Genomic DNA, 19136 nt, shown 5'->3' with positions numbered 1-19136 from the left:
CCACCTATCTATCACCAAAGATAATTTCATGTAATCTGAATGAAAATACAGATTACATATTTTTATTAATTATATCATTATCTTACGTTATGACGCTACGTTAACTATGTTACAAATAAAATCCAACCTATTAATACTAGATTTTAATCGATTTGTTTATCCCCGTTTCAATGATACGGTCTAAATCTCTTTAACCGCAGAGCATTGAGCACTACAGAAACAGAGCTAAAGGCCATGGCGCCACCTGCTAATACAGGAGATAAATATCCAGCGATTGCTATAGGAATACCTAAGGAGTTATAAATCAATGCCCAGAATAGATTTTGCTTAATATTCCTCATGGTAGCTTTACTTAATTTAATCGCGGCTACAATACCACGAAGATCTCCTTGCATCAAGGTAATATCGGCAGCCTCTATGGCAACATCCGTACCTGTACCAATCGCAAAACCTACATCGGCTGTCGCAAGGGCTGGAGCATCATTGATACCATCACCTACCATGGCTACCACTTTTCCTTCTCGTTTTAAAGCTTCTACTTTCTCCGCTTTGTGTTCAGGCAGAACTTCAAACATTACATTTTCAATTCCGACTTGCCCTGCAATCGTGCGAGCGGTACGTTCATTATCACCTGTAATCATCCATACATCAATTCCTAATTTCTTTAACTCTGCTACTGCTTGTAAAGAATTTTCTTTGATCGTATCCGCTACGGCAAATAGGCCTACCATTTGATTTTCTAGGGCCATCAACATAACCGTCTTCCCTTGTTCTTCTAATGCTTCAATTTGAGGAAGCAAATCTTCAATCGCAATATTATTATCATTCATCAATTTGCGAGTTCCAACTAATATTCTTTTACCATCAAGATTCACTTCTACGCCGTAACCAGGAATGGCAGTAAATGAATCGGGATCTTGTGCCGATATACCTCGGTCCTGCCCAAATTTGACAATGGCTTCTGCTAAAGGATGTTCGGACTTTTTTTCTGCCCTTACAGCAATTTGTAGTATTTCCTCTCGTGTCAAATGTGCTAAGGGAATGATATCGGTAACATCTGGTTCTCCTTTGGTGATGGTACCCGTTTTATCTAGCACAATAGCAGTCAGTCGGTGGGCATTTTCTAAGTGTTCCGCCCCTTTAATGAGAATACCATTTTCCGCTCCTTTGCCTGTTCCCACCATAATAGAGGTGGGAGTTGCCAAGCCTAATGCGCAAGGACACGCAATTACTAATACAGATGTAAAATTAATTAAAGCTCTGGAAAAATTGCCAGGATCAAATACAAAGTACCACCCTAAAAAGGTTAATAGTGAAATACCAATGATTGTTGGTACGAAATAACCAGAAACAACATCGGCAAATCGCTGAATCGGGGCTTTAGAGCCTTGGGCTTCTTCCACGATCCGCACAATTTGAGCGAGAACCGTATTACTCCCTACCTTCATGGCTTTGAATTTAAACGTTCCAAATTTATTAATGGTAGCACCGACTACTTTATCCCCCACCTTTTTGTCCACAGGAAGACTTTCACCTGTTAGCATAGATTCGTCTACTGTTGAAGTTCCCTCAATAATTTGTCCATCTACAGGAACTTTTTCGCCAGGTCGTACAATAATAATGTCATCTACTACTACTTCTTCTATTCTAATATCGATTTCTTCTTCTCCACGGATGACACGGGCAGTTTTAGCTTGTAGCCCCATAAGAGCTTTTATCGCTTCTGACGTATGTCCTTTTGCTGTTGCCTCTAATAATTTACCTAAAATAATGAGTGTAATAAGAATTGCAGATGTCTCAAAATACAACTCGGGAATGCCTCTTACCATATTAGAAACGCTATAGAAATAGGCCGCAGATGTTCCAAGGGCAACCAATACATCCATATTGGAACTTCCATTTCTTAGGGCCGTATAGGCGCCACGATAAAACTCCCACCCAGCCACAAACTGTACAGGAGTCGCTAGCAGCAATTGAAAATAGGGATTCATTAAAAATTCACTAGTTTTCCCTATTATGCCAAAAAAGTGTAACACCATTGCCCACAATAAAGGAAAGGAGAGAACTGCAGATAAAATTAGGCGAAATCGCTGCCGCGCTACTTCAGCCTGCTTTACCACCTTTTCCTGGTTCGCATCGCTAGCATCAGTGATACTATGAGCTGTAAATCCTAATTTTGCTACCCTGGCTTTCATCTGCTCCACGGTTATTTCGCTAGCGTTGTATTCCACGCTGGCTTTTTCAGCAGCCAAATTAACGATTGCGTTATATACGCCAGGCAACTTATTTAAACCCTTCTCAATCCGATTGGAGCAAGAAGCACAATGCATACCTGTTATGTTAAAGTCCGCCTTATCCTTAATGACTTGGTAACCAAGGCCTTCAATTTTTGCCCCAATCTCTTGTAAACCAATTTTATCTGCATCATAAGAAACAGTTGCTTTTTCAGCGGCAAAATTCACTACTGCTTTATCTACTCCTACTAATTTCCCTAGTCCTTTTTCAATACGAGTGGCACAAACGGCGCAAGTCATACCGCCAACTTTAAAACTACCTGACTGCAAGGCGAGATTTTTAGTACTATCCTTTTGATCGGTCATGAGGTTCAACTCCTTTTCTCTATGGTTATTTCGTAAATTGTTTTAATACATTCATCAGTTCATCAATGCTTTCTTCTGCTCGATTTTCTTTAATTGCTGTCACCACACAACTTTTTGCATGACTTTCTAATACAATCATTGACACGCGATTGAGGGCAGCCCGTGCTGCCAAAATTTGCTGCACTACATCTACGCAGTAACGCCCATCATCCAACATTTTATCAATGCCATTTATTTGACCTGCCACTTTTTTCAGTCGCAATTTTAATTCACTTTTCTCTTTTTCTGTTAACATGTTTTCACCTCTTCATACTATACCCCCCTAGGGTATGTTTTAATTATAAATTGATTTTAGTATCTAGTCAATATGATTTGTTTATTTTAGTATTTTGATGTAAATTGATTCAATATTGGTTAAATACTCTCAGCCTGTAAATCTTATATCCCCTCTGAGTAGTAATGATTAGTGAATACCAAATAAGAAAAGACTTGGCTTAGGCCAAGTCCTCAGACGCAGGCAGAAGCCTTAGTCGTTCTTACTTGGAATCAAGGAAGTGTCATACTTTCTGCTTCCGTAAAAAAGCGAATTTAAAACAACTACAACTTGTCTTAAATCCGCTTTTTTATTATCGATTATCAATCTTCTCTAAAGAGTGCAAATCGTTTTCCTGCATTCTATGCCAAGCCAGGCTTTGGTATTTAGTATCAGGTTTGCCATAGTTGCAATAAGGGTCAATGGATATACCACCACGTGGCAGGAACTTCCCCCAGACTTCAATATAGCGGGGCTGCATTAGTCTTATAAGATCCTTCATAATAATATTAACAACGTCTTCATGAAAGTCACCTTGGTTACGGAAACTAAGTAAATATAATTTTAATGACTTACTCTCAACCATTTTGACATCGGGAATATATTTTATATAAATAGTGGCAAAGTCAGGTTGTCCTGTCATGGGACAAAGGGTAGTAAATTCAGGACAATTAAACTTTACCCAGTAGTCATTTTCAATATGCTTATTTTCAAATACCTCCAAGACCTCCGGAGTATATGAATATTCATACTTAACATTTTGATTTCCCAAAAGGGTTATACCTTCTAATTCTTTATTATTTCTTGACATTTACATTCTCCTTTTCTCAATAGCTGGCCTCTTCCATAAAGATGAACCTCTCATTTAAAAATTCAATAAACAACCCACAAATCACTGGATCAAATTGTGTTCCCGCACATCTTTTAATTTCCGTTATACAGTCCTCAAGGGACACAGGTTTCCTATAACATCGATTGGTAGTCATAGCATCAAAAGTGTCACAAACAGCAAGCATTCTACTTAGCAGTGGTATATTCTCTCCAGCAATCCCTTTTGGATATCCTTTACCATCATATCTTTCATGGTGGTGAAGCATAATTGAAGCCAGCTTTTCTGCCCCTTCGATGTTTGATAACATATCCGCACCATTTTCAGCATGTTGTTTCATAACTTTAAACTCGTCCTCAGTAAGCCTACCTGACTTATTTAGAATATCACCAGGAGTTTTTATTTTACCTACGTCATGAACTAATCCGACAATAAAAGCAAGATTAATTTCATCCGATGACATGTTCATTTGATTGGCCAATCCAGCCATAAGCTCAGCCACGTGCTCTGCATGCATCGAGGTATAAGGGTCACAGTAATATACCTGATGACAAAATTCCTCTATAGCCTCCATATTCACTATGTTTATTACAGATAGTTTGTTCTGTTTTAAATTATGCATGCGTCCACCTATATTATTTATAGTATTGGTAACATTATCATTAATATCATGTTTTTGGCATAACAATCTTTTACGTAATTCTACATTATGTGAAATCATTCCTGCTGCTATCCTTGCGATAAAATAGAATTTAGAAATATTCTCCTTCCGCTTAATTGAGGATAAAACTATCCCATTATATGTTCATAAGAAATTAAAGCAATGGCTTCTGCATATAATTAACAATTATTAACACATTCTTAACATAATTGACCTATCTCTGCTACTAAATCTTTGTTATATTCTTAAAGTATAGGAGAATTTTAGGAGGGATTAGAGGTGCGAGAAACAGTTACTATTAATCGAATTATTCAATGTTCCTTCATCGGTAAAGAGGTAGCGCAACAAATTTCAGCCTATACACTTACGATGCAACAAAATCAAATCACTAGTGAAATACTTACAAAATATTGCAGCGCTGAACACACCTGCAAGTGTCCTGATTGTCAATTTACCATTGGATTGTCAGGCAAGTCATATACAAAATCCTTAGAAAGTATTTATACTTGTTTAAGTAAAGAATAACTGGCAATGTAAGAGGCACTATTTATCATTCCGATAAATAGTGCCTCTTATTTGTAAAGAATCTGCTAGCATTGAAAAGGTAATCCACCGCTATTTATATTGCCAACTGCATTTTTTCTTTTCTATGTAATCAATTGTACCAAATAAAACTAACCCTATATTGCTTAACACCACGATACCAGAGTACATTTCCAAGTAATTCACTCGCATCCATGCATCCATGATAAAATAACCCATCCCATACTTGGTACCAAATGTCTCTGTAAAAAACAGTACAGAGACAGCTGTAGCCATAGCTACCCGTATTGATGTCAAAAACTTTGGCATGGAGGCAGGAATGAGGATTTCCCGGAAAATTTCCAAGGAGCTAGCTCCTAAAGAATATAAAGGATAATAAGTTTCCTTGGGAATTCCTTTTACTCCATCTCTGACAGCTATAATAACTTGAAAAACAATAATCAAAAATATCATCAATATTTTTGACAATTCTCCTAAGCCTAGCAATAACATTAAAACGGGTAATAAAGCAATTTTAGGAATAGGATAGGTCAAATATACAACAGGAGATAATAACCGATCCCACTTTGGGAAATACCCCATACAAAGACCAAGAGGCAAGCCAACAATAGCTGCTAAAAAAACTCCTGCTACAATGCGCCATAAACTATAAAAGCCATGAATTGCAATTTGCGGTATAAATATTTTAAATAGGTTCTCGATTACCCTTCCAGGTGAAGGAATGATGGGCAATTGTATCCAACTTGCAACACACTGCCATAGAGTTAAGAAAATAAGTATGCCATAAAAGTACCAAAGCCTCTGTCCTGTCTCTTTCACTTTGACCAATCCTCTTTTATCATCTTACGTAGCTCAATGCATAGTTGAAAGAAATCTTGACGATTTCGAACATCGTCTACTCCAAACAGAGGATTTTCAACCATTTTGCTGACTGCTCCAGGCGCGGCAGATAAAATCACGATCTTCTGCCCTAGGTATACAGCTTCCTCCATATGATGAGTGACTAGAATGGTTGAAACAGAATGTTTCCTCCAAATGTTTAAAAATACATTCTGTATTTCTTCCCGGGTCATAGCATCTAACGCAGAGAAGGGTTCATCCATTAAAAGTAAATCAGGTTTTAAAAGAAAGGCACGAGCCAATGCGACCCGTTGCTGCTGCCCTCCACTTAATTCTCCTGGATAGCGATATTCCATTCCGCTGAGTCCTAACAAGTCAATCATTAAAGCCAAGTTATACTCATTGTTCTGATTTTTTTTGTCTTTTATTTTAACACCCAAACTTATATTCTCAAGTACATTTTTCCAGGGTAACAGTCCGTAGTTTTGCGGAATAAAGCCAATCTTTTGTTCTTTTGGTTTGACCGGCTGCCCGTTAATCTCGACTGTTCCATCAAATTTAGTAATAATTCCGGCTAATACTTTTAAAAGCGTGGATTTTCCACAGCCCGAGGGCCCTATAATGGCACAAGTTTCGCCTGCAGAAAGTTCCATGTTAATATTTCTGAACACCTCAAAAAGGACTCCTCCAGAATCATAAGTAATGTTCAAATCTTTAATCCTAATCATTTTCAGTTACCTTAAAAACCGAGTATCGACTAAATCACTATATAAATATTTTTGCGTAATTAACTGCCTTGATTGAAGCCATGTTATGACATCCTCTATATCTTTCTCTTGAGGTGCCGTAGCTTTTTTGTATTTTGGCAGGACAAGAGCCCCTTTAACATCTTTGGGAAAGCCGCCCTTTTCAATGACTAAATCGATATAATTCTCCATTGGTTCACTAGCTAAATAGGCAACGGCTTTACTATAAGCTCGATACATAGCCTGGATTTCTTTTTCCTTTTCATTTACTGATTTAGTGGTAAATATGAGTACTCCAGGATTTAGATTAAGTTGCTCTGACGTTCTTAGAACTTTCCCCCCGTTTTTAACAGCGATTGTCGCCATCGGCTCTGGTAAGGTTGCCGCGGCTATTTTACTATTCTGTAACATTTCCAGACGTGTAGGTATCTGTGGAATAACAACTTTATTACTATCCGCGGAGGAGAGTCCTCCCTCGGTCAAGATTTTGTCTGTTACATAGTCGATAATCGTATTTTTAGAAATCGCTATCTCTTTCCCCTTCAATTCCTGAACGGAAGTAGCTGTCTCATCTTTACTAACGACCAACTTATAACTCCCATTGGTTATGGAGGTGATTACAGTATCAAATCCTCCTGCTTTCGCAAAGGCTTCCGCTAACATATCAGAAACAGCTCCATCTAAATTGCCACTTTGAAGAGCACTATCTCGGTCCATAGCACTTTTAAAAGGTTTTAATGTTACTGTTACACCTTCTTCTTTAAAATATCCTTTTTCTTGCGCAATGATAAAAGGAATGGAATCTACATCAGGCATAAGGCCAATCGTAATATTCTGTAACTGCCCCTGTTTAGAAGAGTTATTATCCTTTTTGTCGCTAGAGCATCCTGCTAAAACAGACAGCATCATAGCAAAAATTAATAGAATGGTAGCTTTTTTCATTTTCTGTCCTCGTTTCCTTAAAATTGGATCTCATAATTTTTGTTGTCTTGGCATTTAATTCGACAACTATTCTGTCCTCACCTCTAACTTACACTCATTTCCATATGATTCGCCCATATTTTTTTATTTGAGAAAGAGTAATCTACTGATTTCTTCTAGATCATAATTTTTCTAGAATACTAGAGGAATTTCCTTCATATAAATAATGGATTTTGTATTACTTTCACAAGGTGAATTGGGGGCGTTAGATTGGATCTCATAGTAGCAACAATTTCTTCAACTGTATCAACTGTTATGAGTTGGAATGATTTTATTAACTTTAAGATAATCTTACTTAGCATTATTATTGAAGCTTTTCCTTTTTTGATACTTAGCGTTATGGTCTCTGCAATGTTAAGTCATTTTGTTTCCGAAAGCAGAATTCGCAGTATGTTACCCAAAAATAAATTTTTGAGTCTTATCATGGCTTGCTTTCTTGGCATTCTCTTTCCTGTTTGTGATTGTGGAATGGTTCCTATTGTAAGACGCTTAGTTTTAAAGGGAGTTCCCTTACCTACAGCTATTGTTTTTATGTTGGCCGCTCCCATTATAAATCCGGTTGTCGGGGCCGCTACAGCATTTGCTTTTCGAAATCATATTGAGGTAGTTTTTCTAAGGCTAGGAGCAGCCTGTTTCGTGGCTTTGTTTACTGGACTCTTTATCAATTTTTTCTTTATTGGTAATCAATTGAAAAAGGCTGGAGAAATCCACTCTCATACCCATGGATGCTGCCATGATACAACTCATAACCATCCTATTCAACCTTCTTTTCTTAATAAAATTATTTTTACATTTCGAGATGCTAGCAACGAGTTTTTTGAAATGGGAAAATTTTTACTCATAGGTGCTATGCTTGGATCCTTATCTCAAATCCTTCTGCCTCACGCCATGCTACTTACACTAGGACAAAATTCCTTCTTATCAACTGGATTCATGATGTTGTTTGCATTTTTCATCTCCGTCTGCTCATCTGCAGATGCTTTTATTGCTGCATCATTTAGCACCAGTTTTTCCTTAGGTTCTCTTGTCACCTTTATGGTATTGGGACCGATGATCGATCTTAAAAATCTTCTAATGCTGCTCTATACATTCCGTACAAGATTTGTAATATGGCTCGCGCTAATGATTATCCTTTTATGTTCCAGTGCAGCCTATGTTATAAATCATCTCTAAAGGAGGTAGTTTTTATTGGAACCTAGATCGCGCAGAACTGATTCTTTTAACAATGGCGCATTCTTGCAGTCCATTATTCTTTTGGGATTTATTATCTTACTAGGGTGGCTTGATATTACAAACCAATTACCCTTATATATCAACCCAAAATTTATCATATTAACTGAGTTATCTTGTTATTTACTAATTCCAATGTTTGTCATACAACTACTAAGCGCCTTACTACCTGCGCCACATAGTAATGAACAGCAATGCCACCATCATTCTGGCGCATGGAGATTTTTCCCTTTTCTAGCTGTACTTATCATTGCTTTTGCAGTGCCTGATAATACACTGAATGCAAATCTTGTCAGCAATAAAGGACTCAATACCCAAATCAATCTGCTATCTGATTCTACTCAGAATGTGCCGCGCCCTCTAGCTCCTGAACTTAAGCCGCTAAGCCTTATTAAGGTTACCAACCTCAACTATACAGAGGTTATCTCTGAAATTAATGGCTTTCCCAAGGATTACATTGGAAAAAAAGTGATGATTACAGGTTTTGTTTTTAGAAATCCCGAACTGGCTAAAAATCAGATTTCCCTCGTACGTTATGTTGTTATGTGTTGCACTGCCGATTCCCTGCCCTATGGGGTTATGTGTGAAGGGGCCAACGTAGAGAATTATCCAGATGGAACTTGGTTATCGATTGAAGGTGTCATTCAAATGAGTAAGTATGAAGATAAAAATGTCCCTGCAGTGAAAATAACCTCTCTACAACCTATAAACGAGCCAAAAGAACCTTATGTCTATCCCTATAATTAAAAAATCAACTCAATCCACTACTTCCCCTTGGAAACATAGGGGTTATCTTTTATGATAAAACGCCAAGGATAGTCTTTTGCCTCCTTCGCATAATCAATATTAATGCGGGGAGTGGTAAGGATACATTCAGGAGAAATCTTTTCCCCTTCTAGAAGATACATGGTATCATCACACAAATCCATTCCATTTTGCAATTTCGTAATTTCCATTGCCATGCACAGTTTTCCAGGTCCACTACATAGATTGAGGACTTTATCTGTTTTGCGCCGCGTCTCCATTAATTCAATTCCTTCGATTGGCTCTAATGCTCTAATTAGCACGGCTTCAGGATAATTTTCTTGATTGGTGACGATATTCATACAATAATAAACACCATAAATCAAATAAACATACGCATGGCCTCCCTGGCCAAACATAACTTTCGTTCTATTTGTGTATTTTCCATTATAAGCATGGCAAGCAAGATCAATCGCACCAATATAGGCCTCTACTTCTACAATCTTACCAATTGTTCGACCAGTAATTGTATTATGAACTAGATATTTTCCTAATAGCTCCCTCGCTACATCTAAGGTTTCCCTCTCATAAAATTCTCTTTTTAATTTTTCCACTTGTTATTACCTTCTTTCCAGTTATGAACTAGATTTTTGCCCTACTATTGCCTACTTCTACCTTCCTTATTGATAAATTTTTAAAAGATACGGCATGCAGCTACATGTCGTTTTTTTACGGAATCAGAAAGTATAACACTTTCTTGATTCCAAGTAAGAACGACTAAGGCTTCTGCCTGCGTCCGAGGACTTGGCACAAGCCAAGTCTTTTCTTATCGCAATTTATTATACTTTACCTTTTGTTTTACTTTCTCGCATAACAGAACCAGAAAAAAGTAAAAATACAAGATAGAGTCTTTAAATGGGAGGCAATGTTAGTTTGGCGACATTTAATAAAACAGATTTTATCATAATGGCTTTAGGTAATATTATTGGTTCTGGTATTTTCTTGGCTAGCAGCCTTGTAATCAGCATTGCGGGAGCCTGGACCCCCTTAGCCTATTTGTTAGGTGGGCTCATTATGATCATGGAAGTGGCTTTCATTATTGAAATGACAATTGCTAATCCTGTGCATGGTTCTTTTAAGGTCTATGCCCAAGAAGTATTTGGTGATTGGTGGGGATTCTTGATTGGTTGGATGTTTTGGGTCAGCGGTGTATTAGGAATGGCTAGTGAGGTGACTGCTTGCGCGATTTTCATGCGTTTGTGGATACCTAACGTCCCTTTATGGATAGGAAGCTTAGTTTTTTCCTTGGGAATTACATTTTTAAACTTTAATGATCTAAAAGGGTTAAGCAAAATTGAATTAGGCCTTTCCATAACAAAAGTGGCTACCCTTGTAGTTTTCGTTGTCATTGGCTTTGCTGTTCTATTAGGCATGCCCATTGGGAATGTTACACAAGTAAGCAGGCCTATCACTGAATTATTTCAATCCCCGGTTGAGGGATTGACGGGCATGTTAGGCGCTATGCTCCTAATTTTATTTGCTTATACAGGTACAGGTATTATTGGCATTGCCGCTGTAGAAACAAAAAAACCCGAGCAAAATGTACCTCCTGCCGCTAGAATCGTTACTGTTTCCATTCTAATTCTCTACACACTATCTGCCTACTTCATTGTCAGCTTTCTACCCATAGGATTACTTGATGAAAAGGTTAGCCCCTTCGTGCAGCTATTTACTATTTTTAAGATTCCTTATGCGGGAGATATTGTGAATTTCATTCTTTTAACAGCTGCTTTATCTGCCCTGAATTCTCAGGTCTATTCCTCATCTCGTATGTTATTTTCCTTAGCTAAAGATAAACAAGCACCTAAAATAGCTAGTTACCAAAATAAAAAAGGAGTGCCTGTAACAGCAGTTGCAATCAGCGGAATCGTTCTTCTAGCTACCGCTATGCTGTCTTATATTTTGCCAGAGACAATCTTCATTTATACGGTTAGTGCCAGTGGATTTCTAGCACTCATCAACTGGATGAGCGTATCCGCCACCCATTATTACTATCGAAAGAAAATAGTAGCCACAGCACCTGAAAAATTAAAATATAAGGCTCCAGGATATCCTTATCTTTCCTGGCTTTGTTTTTTCTTAATATTTATCGCGATTCTTTCCACACCACTATATCCAGATCAACTTCCCGGTTTGTATGCTGGCGTAATCATCTTAGTTTTAATTAGTATTGTATATTATATTAGAAAATCATTGCATCGTAAGAGAGATCTATGAACATGATTCTGACTATTCAAATCGAAAATGTAATAACACGATACAAAAATGGCTAGTACTTTTTTCACTTTAAGCAAGAAATCATAAGAAAAGACTTGTCTTAGGCCAAGTCCTCAGACGCAGGCAGAAGCTTAGTCGTTCTTACTTGGAATCAAGGAAGTGTTATACTTTCTGATTCCGTGAAATAGATGAAGGTAGTGGACATCCTGTACCACTACCTTCATCTTATATAATCTTGGTTTATTTTTTCTCACTGAGCAAACAATACCATTTAACATTATCATTTTTTAGTTAAGGCATCATCTAAGTCAGTCAGCAAATCGTCTACATTTTCTAGACCTACAGAAAAACGCAATAAATTATCAGGGGTTTTACTTTGTGGTCCCTCAATGGAAGCGCGATGCTCGATCAAACTTTCTACGCCGCCTAAGCTAGTAGCTCGTCGAATAATTTTTAAGCGTCCTGTAAATGCTAAGGCCTCTTCTTTGTCACCTTTAATTTGAAAAGATAACATTCCACCAAATTGACTCATTTGCTTAAGGACAATATCATGTCCTGGATGGTCGGCAAGTCCTGGATAATAAACCTTTTCTACATTAGGATGTTTATTTAAAAAATCAGCTATGGCAAAGGCACTTTCTGAATGATTTTTCATCCGGCAACATAATGTTTGAATCCCTCGTAGTACCAGCCAACAGTCAAAAGGGGCGGGAACCGCTCCACCGATTTGCTGTAACATACGAATTCGATCAAAGAAAGCATCCTTAACTTTGCTGATAACTGCGCCGCCTAAAACATCACTATGCCCGCCAAAATATTTTGTAGTGGAATGAACCACAATATCTGCCCCTAGTTCAAGGGGTCTTTGTAGTATTGGTGTTGGCCAAGTATTATCGCAGACACAAAGAGCCCCAATCCGATGTGCAATAGCCGCAACTCTACTAATATCCGTTATTTTTAATAAAGGATTAGAAGGCGTTTCAAAATATATGATCTTTGTATTCTCCTGAATAGCCCCTTCTAATTGAGCCAAATCGGTTACGTCTACAAAACTAACCTGTAACCCCCATGGTTCTAATATGTCTTGTAAGATATGGGTAGTTCCATGGTACAAGTCCTGAGAGGCAATGACGTGATCTTTAGGCGATAATGCCTGGAATACGTTCATAATCGCTGCCAATCCAGAGGCAAAGGCAACAGCGCCTTCTCCTCCCTCTAACCCTGCTAAACATTTTTCTAATGCATCCCGATTTGGATTACTTAAACGAGTATAGATATGCCCCCGAGGATAACTTCCATCTGCTTCTCTTTCAAAAGTAGTTGATAAGTGTAGTGGAGCAGCTATGGCTCCTGTTACTGGGTCTACATCATGACCAAGATGAATAGCCTTGGTTTCAATTTTCATTTTAAAATCCTCCTAAAAAATATCCTATTTCTTCTCTCCTCAATTACCAAGCTGGTATTGCAGATCCTTTGAAATGCTCTAGAGCAAATTGCTTCACTTCTTCAGAATGATAGGCTTTTACTAATTTCTGAAAAATAGGATCATCTTTATCCTTCGTACGTACTACAAGAAGATTTGCATAGGGTGAATTCGAATCTTCAAGAGCAATTGCATCCTTTGTCGGTACCAAGCCAGCAACGATCGCGTAATTTGTATTGATCGCCGCAATATCTACATCATTAATAGAGCGAGGTATCTGAGCTGCATCCAACTCACTAATTTTAAGTTTTTTAGGATTTGCTATGATATCGGCAGCTGTAGCCTTCAAACCCACATTTTCTTTCAATTTAATCAGGCCATTCTTCTCAAGAATAGCCAATGCCCTGCTACCATTGGTTGGATCATTAGGAATAGCCACAATTGCCCCTTCTTTGATATCCTCCAGGTGTTTTACCTTGTTAGAATACATCCCCATGGGAAATATAAGGGTTTTAGCAAGAGTCGATAGTTCATATTTTCGATCTTTGATTTGGTTATCTAGCCAAGGCTGATGCTGATAACTATTCACATCAATATCACCTTGATTCAACGCAACATTAGGCTGTATATAATCATTAAATTCGACAATCTCAATTTTTAAACCTTCTTTATCAGCCACCCTTTTCACAACTTCCATAATTTCTGCATGAGGGCCAGCTGTGACCCCTACCTTGAGTACTTTTTCTGGCGTTGCTCCTTTAGGAGCACTCGTATTACTGGTACAACCACTAATCATAATTGCTAACATTAAGATACCCACAATTAAAAAATTAAACTTTTTCATACTATCTTTCCCTCCATACTCATTTTGACTTTGCACTAAAATTTGCGATCACCCTTTGATCCGTGAGTTCGGCAATGAACCCATCCTTGGTAACGAGGGTCATTTGGATTTTTTTGAATGGCTTCTTTTTCTTCTAAATACAGCTTAATATTCGTGCTCTTGTACAGTTGACGATCTTTCCCCACATGGCAAACCTTAATACAGATACCACAGGGATAACGATTTTCATTTTTTAAGTCTGCATGATAACGTGCACAAGCCACTTTATCCATAGCAGCGACGACTTGATTGTCCCTCGTGGTAAAAGCTTGAGACGGACAAAGCTTTTGACAGACCTTGCAACCATTGCAAAGTTCCTTTCCAATTAGTTCATCTCCTGGCAGGCTTAGCCCAGTAAAGACAGAAACATACCGAACCCTTGGACCATATTGCTCATTTAGTAGGGTATTATTATAACCAATGGTTCCGAGTCCAGCGTATTTACCCGCATATACATGGCTAAAGGCCGCAACAGGTTTATCAATTAATATTTCAATATTTCCGTAACCATCACGTGGTAAAAAAATAGAAGGATACCCTAAATCATTTAAATACACAGCCAAACGATAAGCAATTTGATCTAACATCACATTACAGGTATCATACTGTTCTACATAGTTAATGGAAGGTGTTGTTTCTAAAATTGGTAATAATACAGGCACCCCTAAAACAATTACTATCTTTACCTCTGACCAAATGGCATCTGGGTGATACTCGGGTGCCACCTCAGTTCCTTCTTTCCAACGGAATACGGGCGCAAAGCCGACTAAACTAGCTCCCAGCCCTTTGGCATACTCTGTAATTTGTTTTTTGATTTGTTCTAATTCCATTTCAATGCCTTCTTTCCATGCTTAAATTGCAAATAAAAAAAGGCTGAAGAACTTTTGCGCAGCTACGCGAAAAGTTCTTCAGCCTTCAGCTTTCTGATCGGCTGTATTTATGTAATTTTTTATTAATATATCACCATTTTATTCCATTGTCAATCACCAATATCCCTCATCAAAAGGACATAATGAATTTTCATTTTTTACTTTACGTAATTTACAATATTTTCTTTTCTAGGAGGTGCATTTAAGGTTTCAACTTTTTTGTAGCCTAATGTAATAGAATAAAATGGGCTATACCCTTCAGGAATTGCTAGTGTTTTTCTATAATGTTCAGCTTTATCACTAGCAAAGGCAAATCTAGTAAAATTGATCCAACAAGCCCCCAGCCCAATGGCTTCTGCAGCTAGTAACATATTTTCCGTTGCCGCGGCACAATCCACATCACTCATCAGGGCTTTTTCTTCTCCGGAAATAATAATTACTGTAGGAGCCCCATAATAAATATGAAATTTTTCATTGTTAGCTAATTTTTGCAAATGCTCATTATCAAAAGTCTTGGCAACCAACTTAGAACTTTCACTGATTTGGTCCATAATTTCTTTATTTTGCAAAATGGTAAAATGCCAGCATTGTTGATTCATGGCACTCGGTGCATAGAGCCCAGCTTCTAGTACAGCTTGTAATTCTTCGTCTGTTATTTGCTCCTCTTTATAGGCTCTTATACTTCTCCGGTTTTTAATTACACTTAAAGTTTCATTTTTTATCATCATATACCCTCCACTTATTTTTATTTATTTTATTGCTTGGGCAGGAATAATACCTATATTAACTTCCTTATTTGTTCTTTCTTTGAAATTCTTTTCATGCTATAATCTTAGAGAATAATCTGCATTTTTGCAAGTACGCACCTGTTGGTGTTGTAGTATGTTTTTGTATACCAATATAGTTTTTTATTATACATAATTAGGAGTGACAACTATGATAAAATTTCAAGGTACGGAATACCAGTGTTCCATGGAGCTAACCTTAGATTTGATCGGCGGAAAATGGAAAGCTTTAATCCTTTGGCATTTAGGTGAAAACACCTTACGATTCAGCGAATTAAAAAAAACCTTGCCTCAAATTACGCAGAAAATGTTAACACAGCAGCTAAGAGACTTAGAAAGTCATGGTCTTGTACATAGATTCATCCATACCCAAATTCCGCCGAAAGTAGAATATTCTCTTACAGATGCAGGGAAAAGTCTTTTGCCAATCTTAAGTACTTTATGCCAATGGGGACTTAATTATGCAAATGACACGGAACTAACCGAAAATCAAGTAAACCTAACCTGTATATAATAAGGTAAAATTTTCAGGAGGTGAAATAGGGCACAGTGCCCTGTTATATGGAAAATCAAGTAAAGATCCAAATGCTTACCCTCGATGTTGATATGTTTGGAGTACAAAGTGAAGTACATCCTACTTTGATTTGGGATCAAACTGGAGCAACTCTTGTGGATGCTGGATTCCCAGGCCAATTTGAACAATTAATGCAAGCAGTAACCAAGGCGGGTGTCCCCTTTACCCAAATTAAACGTGTTATCATTACCCACCAAGACTGGGATCATATTGGCACCCTCCCTGCTATTGCCGCTACAAATAATGAAGTAAAAATTTATGCTCACTCCAATGAAAAACCTTATCTTGAAGGCACCATACCTTATCTAAAAATGACTCCCGAAAAAATAGCAGTTAGAGTCCAATCACTTCCTGAAGAAATGCGAGCAAAAGCCGCAGCTATCTTCGAGAGCATCCCCACTTTCTCCATTGATCAAGTTCTAGCTGATGGAGATAAACTTCCTTTTCATGAAATTGAAATTATACATACCCCAGGTCATACTCCTGGTCATGTGTGTTTGTACGTTAAATCTCATCGACTACTTGTTGCCGGTGATCAATTACGTATAGAAAATGACTGCCTTGTAGGTCCAGCTGAAATATATACTCCCGATATGCCTACTGCATTACAATCTCTAAAGAAACTAGTTGCCTATGATATAGAGCATGTAATCTGCTATCATGGGGGTATGTATGGCCCTAAAGCCTCTATCCGAATTGCTGAACTTGCCAATACATAGGGCGAAATATAAACAATATGATTGACTATTCTATAGTATTCTTATTATAATATAATTGGAAAACATTACAACAGGATAAAGGGTATCGCAATGTTGCGACTGCAATGCTATATACGCTTATTAAGCTGGCTTGATTGCCAGCTTTTTTTGTATATAAAAATTGCTTTATTGAGTTTATTGTACTGTGTAATCTTCCAATTTAAGTTGAAGGAGGCGCCTTATTATGACAATTAGAAGGAAAATTCTTAGTGGTTTTATGGTGATAATTGGTTTGGTTTTTATCATGAGTGCATTTACATATTTTAAAGTTGGTGAACTTACCTCCTACTCTCAAGAAACAACGAGAGATAGCCTCTATCAACTTGAACTTGTCGAGGAGCTTGCCATTGATGTATCGAATGAAGCTGTAGCCATGCGCCGCTTCAATTTTACAGGTGATCTTGCGGATGTAGCCTCCTTTGATGGGCACCGCAAATATGGTGATGACAAAATCAGTAAGTTAGAAAATTCTTTACCCTCCGAAAATGCACAAGCTATTCTTGCAACATTAAAAAAAGAAAAACTAGCATTTGATGCAATTGCGGTTAAATCCTTTGAAGCAAAACGCGCTAATAATCTTGAACAGGTTGGCTTCTATATGTATCAAGCTGGCAAACCATCGGAAAATTCGATAGCCGCCACCAAAGAGCTTATTTTGTTAGTCAAAGGTCATGTAAAAGAAAAGGAAAGTACCAGCACACAAAAAGCGGGAGAAGTACAACTTCTACTGGTTTTCGTAAGCCTCTTTGTTGCAGGAGTCGCAGTTGTAATTAGTATGTATATAAGCCGGGGTATCTCCCTGCCTGCAATAATGATTACACAGGCAGCATCAGAAATCACGAAAGGGAACCTGACAGCTGATAATTTGGGAGTAAAGTCTACTGATGAACTAGGCCAACTGGCAAGTTCTTTTAACGAGATGAAAGATAAATTGCGCCAGGTAATCCAAAAAGTTGCTAACGCAGCAGATCAAGTTACGGCTTCTTCCCAGCAGCTTACATCGAGTGCTGATCATGCAACCCAGGCTGCCAATCAAGTTGCCGCCTCAATTTCTGATGTAGCCCAAAGTTCGGAAATGCAGTTAGTTACCTTTACCGAAACAACAAATGCAGTACAACAAATGTCAGTTACTATACAGCAAATAGCCACCAATGCGAATACAGTCGCTGGAAAATCATCACAAGCTTCTGAAACTGCTACTAAGGGTGGTGAATCCATAGAAAAAGCCATTACGCAAATGGCACAAATTGAAAAGACGGTAAATACATCAGCCCAAGTCATTGCAAAACTAGGAGAGCAATCCAAGGAAATTGGACAAATTGTTAGTACTATATCTGGTATTGCGGGACAGACCAATCTCTTAGCATTAAATGCGGCGATAGAAGCCGCAAGAGCTGGCGAACAAGGTCGGGGTTTTGCGGTAGTGGCAGAAGAAGTACGAAAATTAGCCGAACAGTCACAGGAAGCAGCAAAAAAAATCGCCCAACTAATTGGCGAAATCCAGGGCGATACTGCCGATGCCGTCTTAGCTATGAATAAAGGAACTAGTGAAGTTAAAATCGGAGCACAAGTTGTGGATATTGCGGGAAGATCATTCCAAGATATTGCTATCCTAGTACTAGAAGTATCGACTCAAATTAAAGATATTTCTGCCGCTATACAACAAATCGCTGATGGCAGTCAACAGATTGTATTATCTGTAAAAGAAATTGATACATTAAGTAAGAAAACCTCTGAAGAAACGCAAACTGTATCTGCTGCTACCCAGGAACAATCTGCATCTATGGAAGAAATTGCGGCATCAAGCCAGACACTGGGAGAAATGGCACAACATCTGCAAGAAATCGTCCGCCAATTCCGCTGCTAGCCTAAAAATTTTCTATTGACAATTGCTTGTACCATCTGTTACAATACGTTAAACTACATATTCATCATCAATGATCAGGAAGAGTACACAATACCCAAAAGGGTTACAGCGAGCCAATGGCAGTGGGAGTTTGGCACTACTTGGTATGTGGAATGGGCCTGGGAGATACAGTCTGATTCGCATTTTGCGAGGTAGGAACTGTCGGGATTCTTC

At 38.1% G+C, this 19136-nt stretch carries 19 protein-coding genes and 1 other annotated feature (1 of these 20 only partly in view); of the genes, 7 read left to right on the top strand and 12 right to left on the bottom strand.

Features of this window, described 5'->3' with window-relative positions:
• Positions 1-167: 167 nt before the first annotated feature.
• The 4 genes from UFO1_RS04670 to UFO1_RS04655 all read right to left on the bottom strand — a co-directional run bounded on the left by UFO1_RS04670 (position 168) and on the right by UFO1_RS04655 (position 4463).
• Positions 168-2600: a heavy metal translocating P-type ATPase gene (locus UFO1_RS04670; RefSeq protein ID WP_038668465.1), complete on the bottom strand. Its 2433-nt coding sequence runs from the start codon at positions 2598-2600 to the stop codon at positions 168-170.
• Between the two features lie 25 nt (positions 2601-2625).
• A complete protein-coding gene (locus tag UFO1_RS04665) occupies positions 2626-2895 on the bottom strand; it encodes a metal-sensitive transcriptional regulator (RefSeq protein ID WP_038668463.1) in 270 nt (89 codons plus the stop codon).
• Positions 2896-3226: 331 nt separating this feature from the next.
• Complete coding sequence (gene queF / locus UFO1_RS04660; RefSeq protein WP_038668461.1) at positions 3227-3724, bottom strand: preQ(1) synthase; 498 nt, start codon at positions 3722-3724, stop codon at positions 3227-3229.
• A 16-nt stretch (positions 3725-3740) separates the two neighbouring features.
• Positions 3741-4463 carry an HD-GYP domain-containing protein gene (locus tag UFO1_RS04655; RefSeq protein ID WP_051788826.1) on the bottom strand — a complete coding sequence of 241 codons (723 nt, stop codon included), beginning with the start codon at positions 4461-4463 and terminating at the stop codon, positions 3741-3743.
• A gap of 219 nt (positions 4464-4682) precedes the next feature.
• Here UFO1_RS04655 and UFO1_RS04650 point away from each other — a divergent pair, with 219 nt between their 5' ends.
• Positions 4683-4928: a hypothetical protein gene (locus UFO1_RS04650; protein ID WP_038668458.1), complete on the top strand. Its 246-nt coding sequence runs from the start codon at positions 4683-4685 to the stop codon at positions 4926-4928.
• A 90-nt stretch (positions 4929-5018) separates the two neighbouring features.
• On the opposite strand, the gene UFO1_RS04645 is transcribed toward UFO1_RS04650, so the two are convergent.
• Genes UFO1_RS04645 through UFO1_RS04635 form a run of 3 tightly spaced genes read right to left on the bottom strand, consistent with a single transcriptional unit; the run spans position 5019 to position 7474 of the window.
• Entirely contained in the window at positions 5019-5765 is a 747-nt protein-coding gene (locus tag UFO1_RS04645; protein WP_038668456.1) for an ABC transporter permease, read from the bottom strand.
• On the bottom strand, positions 5762-6514 hold the full coding sequence (locus UFO1_RS04640) for an ABC transporter ATP-binding protein (protein ID WP_038668454.1): 753 nt from the start codon (positions 6512-6514) through the stop codon (positions 5762-5764). Before UFO1_RS04640 ends, UFO1_RS04645 begins: the two co-directional genes overlap by 4 nt.
• 6 nt (positions 6515-6520) lie before the next feature.
• On the bottom strand, positions 6521-7474 hold the full coding sequence (locus UFO1_RS04635; RefSeq protein WP_038668450.1) for an ABC transporter substrate-binding protein: 954 nt from the start codon (positions 7472-7474) through the stop codon (positions 6521-6523).
• A gap of 249 nt (positions 7475-7723) precedes the next feature.
• Here UFO1_RS04635 and UFO1_RS04630 point away from each other — a divergent pair, with 249 nt between their 5' ends.
• Together UFO1_RS04630 and UFO1_RS04625 are read left to right on the top strand one after the other, a co-directional pair.
• Positions 7724-8686 (top strand): permease, encoded by a 963-nt coding sequence (locus UFO1_RS04630; RefSeq protein ID WP_038668448.1) that lies wholly within the window; start codon positions 7724-7726, stop codon positions 8684-8686.
• Positions 8687-8701: 15 nt separating this feature from the next.
• Positions 8702-9490: a TIGR03943 family protein gene (locus UFO1_RS04625; RefSeq protein WP_038668445.1), complete on the top strand. Its 789-nt coding sequence runs from the start codon at positions 8702-8704 to the stop codon at positions 9488-9490.
• Positions 9491-9507: 17 nt separating this feature from the next.
• Here the strand turns inward: UFO1_RS04625 and UFO1_RS04620 are convergent, their stop codons facing one another.
• Positions 9508-10101, bottom strand: coding sequence for a DNA-3-methyladenine glycosylase (locus UFO1_RS04620; protein ID WP_038668443.1), 594 nt, complete (start codon positions 10099-10101; stop codon positions 9508-9510).
• Positions 10102-10420: 319 nt separating this feature from the next.
• On the opposite strand from UFO1_RS04620, the gene UFO1_RS04615 reads away from it, so the two are divergent.
• On the top strand, positions 10421-11764 hold the full coding sequence (locus tag UFO1_RS04615; RefSeq protein ID WP_144390862.1) for an amino acid permease: 1344 nt from the start codon (positions 10421-10423) through the stop codon (positions 11762-11764).
• 280 nt (positions 11765-12044) lie between these two features.
• On the opposite strand, the gene UFO1_RS04610 is transcribed toward UFO1_RS04615, so the two are convergent.
• The 4 genes from UFO1_RS04610 to UFO1_RS04595 all read right to left on the bottom strand — a co-directional run bounded on the left by UFO1_RS04610 (position 12045) and on the right by UFO1_RS04595 (position 15667).
• Complete coding sequence (locus UFO1_RS04610; protein WP_038668437.1) at positions 12045-13169, bottom strand: PLP-dependent aspartate aminotransferase family protein; 1125 nt, start codon at positions 13167-13169, stop codon at positions 12045-12047.
• 43 nt (positions 13170-13212) lie between these two features.
• The gene (locus UFO1_RS04605) at positions 13213-13983 is read right to left on the bottom strand and encodes a MetQ/NlpA family ABC transporter substrate-binding protein (RefSeq protein WP_236639400.1); all 771 of its coding nucleotides are present in this window, start codon (positions 13981-13983) and stop codon (positions 13213-13215) included.
• An 83-nt stretch (positions 13984-14066) separates the two neighbouring features.
• Positions 14067-14900 (bottom strand): epoxyqueuosine reductase, encoded by an 834-nt coding sequence (locus tag UFO1_RS04600; RefSeq protein ID WP_038668431.1) that lies wholly within the window; start codon positions 14898-14900, stop codon positions 14067-14069.
• A gap of 197 nt (positions 14901-15097) precedes the next feature.
• A complete protein-coding gene (locus tag UFO1_RS04595; RefSeq protein ID WP_201771054.1) occupies positions 15098-15667 on the bottom strand; it encodes a nitroreductase family protein in 570 nt (189 codons plus the stop codon).
• A 208-nt stretch (positions 15668-15875) separates the two neighbouring features.
• Between UFO1_RS04595 and UFO1_RS04590 the strand changes: the two genes are divergently transcribed.
• The 3 genes from UFO1_RS04590 to UFO1_RS04580 all read left to right on the top strand — a co-directional run bounded on the left by UFO1_RS04590 (position 15876) and on the right by UFO1_RS04580 (position 18923).
• The gene (locus UFO1_RS04590) at positions 15876-16238 is read left to right on the top strand and encodes a helix-turn-helix domain-containing protein (RefSeq protein WP_038668425.1); all 363 of its coding nucleotides are present in this window, start codon (positions 15876-15878) and stop codon (positions 16236-16238) included.
• A gap of 35 nt (positions 16239-16273) precedes the next feature.
• Entirely contained in the window at positions 16274-17017 is a 744-nt protein-coding gene (locus tag UFO1_RS04585) for an MBL fold metallo-hydrolase (RefSeq protein WP_144390861.1), read from the top strand.
• 223 nt (positions 17018-17240) lie between these two features.
• Positions 17241-18923 (top strand): methyl-accepting chemotaxis protein, encoded by a 1683-nt coding sequence (locus UFO1_RS04580; RefSeq protein ID WP_038668419.1) that lies wholly within the window; start codon positions 17241-17243, stop codon positions 18921-18923.
• Between the two features lie 61 nt (positions 18924-18984).
• Positions 18985-19136 (top strand) — a binding site (T-box leader); it runs 110 nt beyond the window's last position.

Source organism: Pelosinus sp. UFO1, assembly GCF_000725345.1.
Taxonomy (GTDB): Bacteria; Bacillota; Negativicutes; order DSM-13327; family DSM-13327; genus Pelosinus.
Note: the sequence above shows the minus strand (reverse complement) of the source record. Positions and strands in the feature narration are given on the sequence as shown.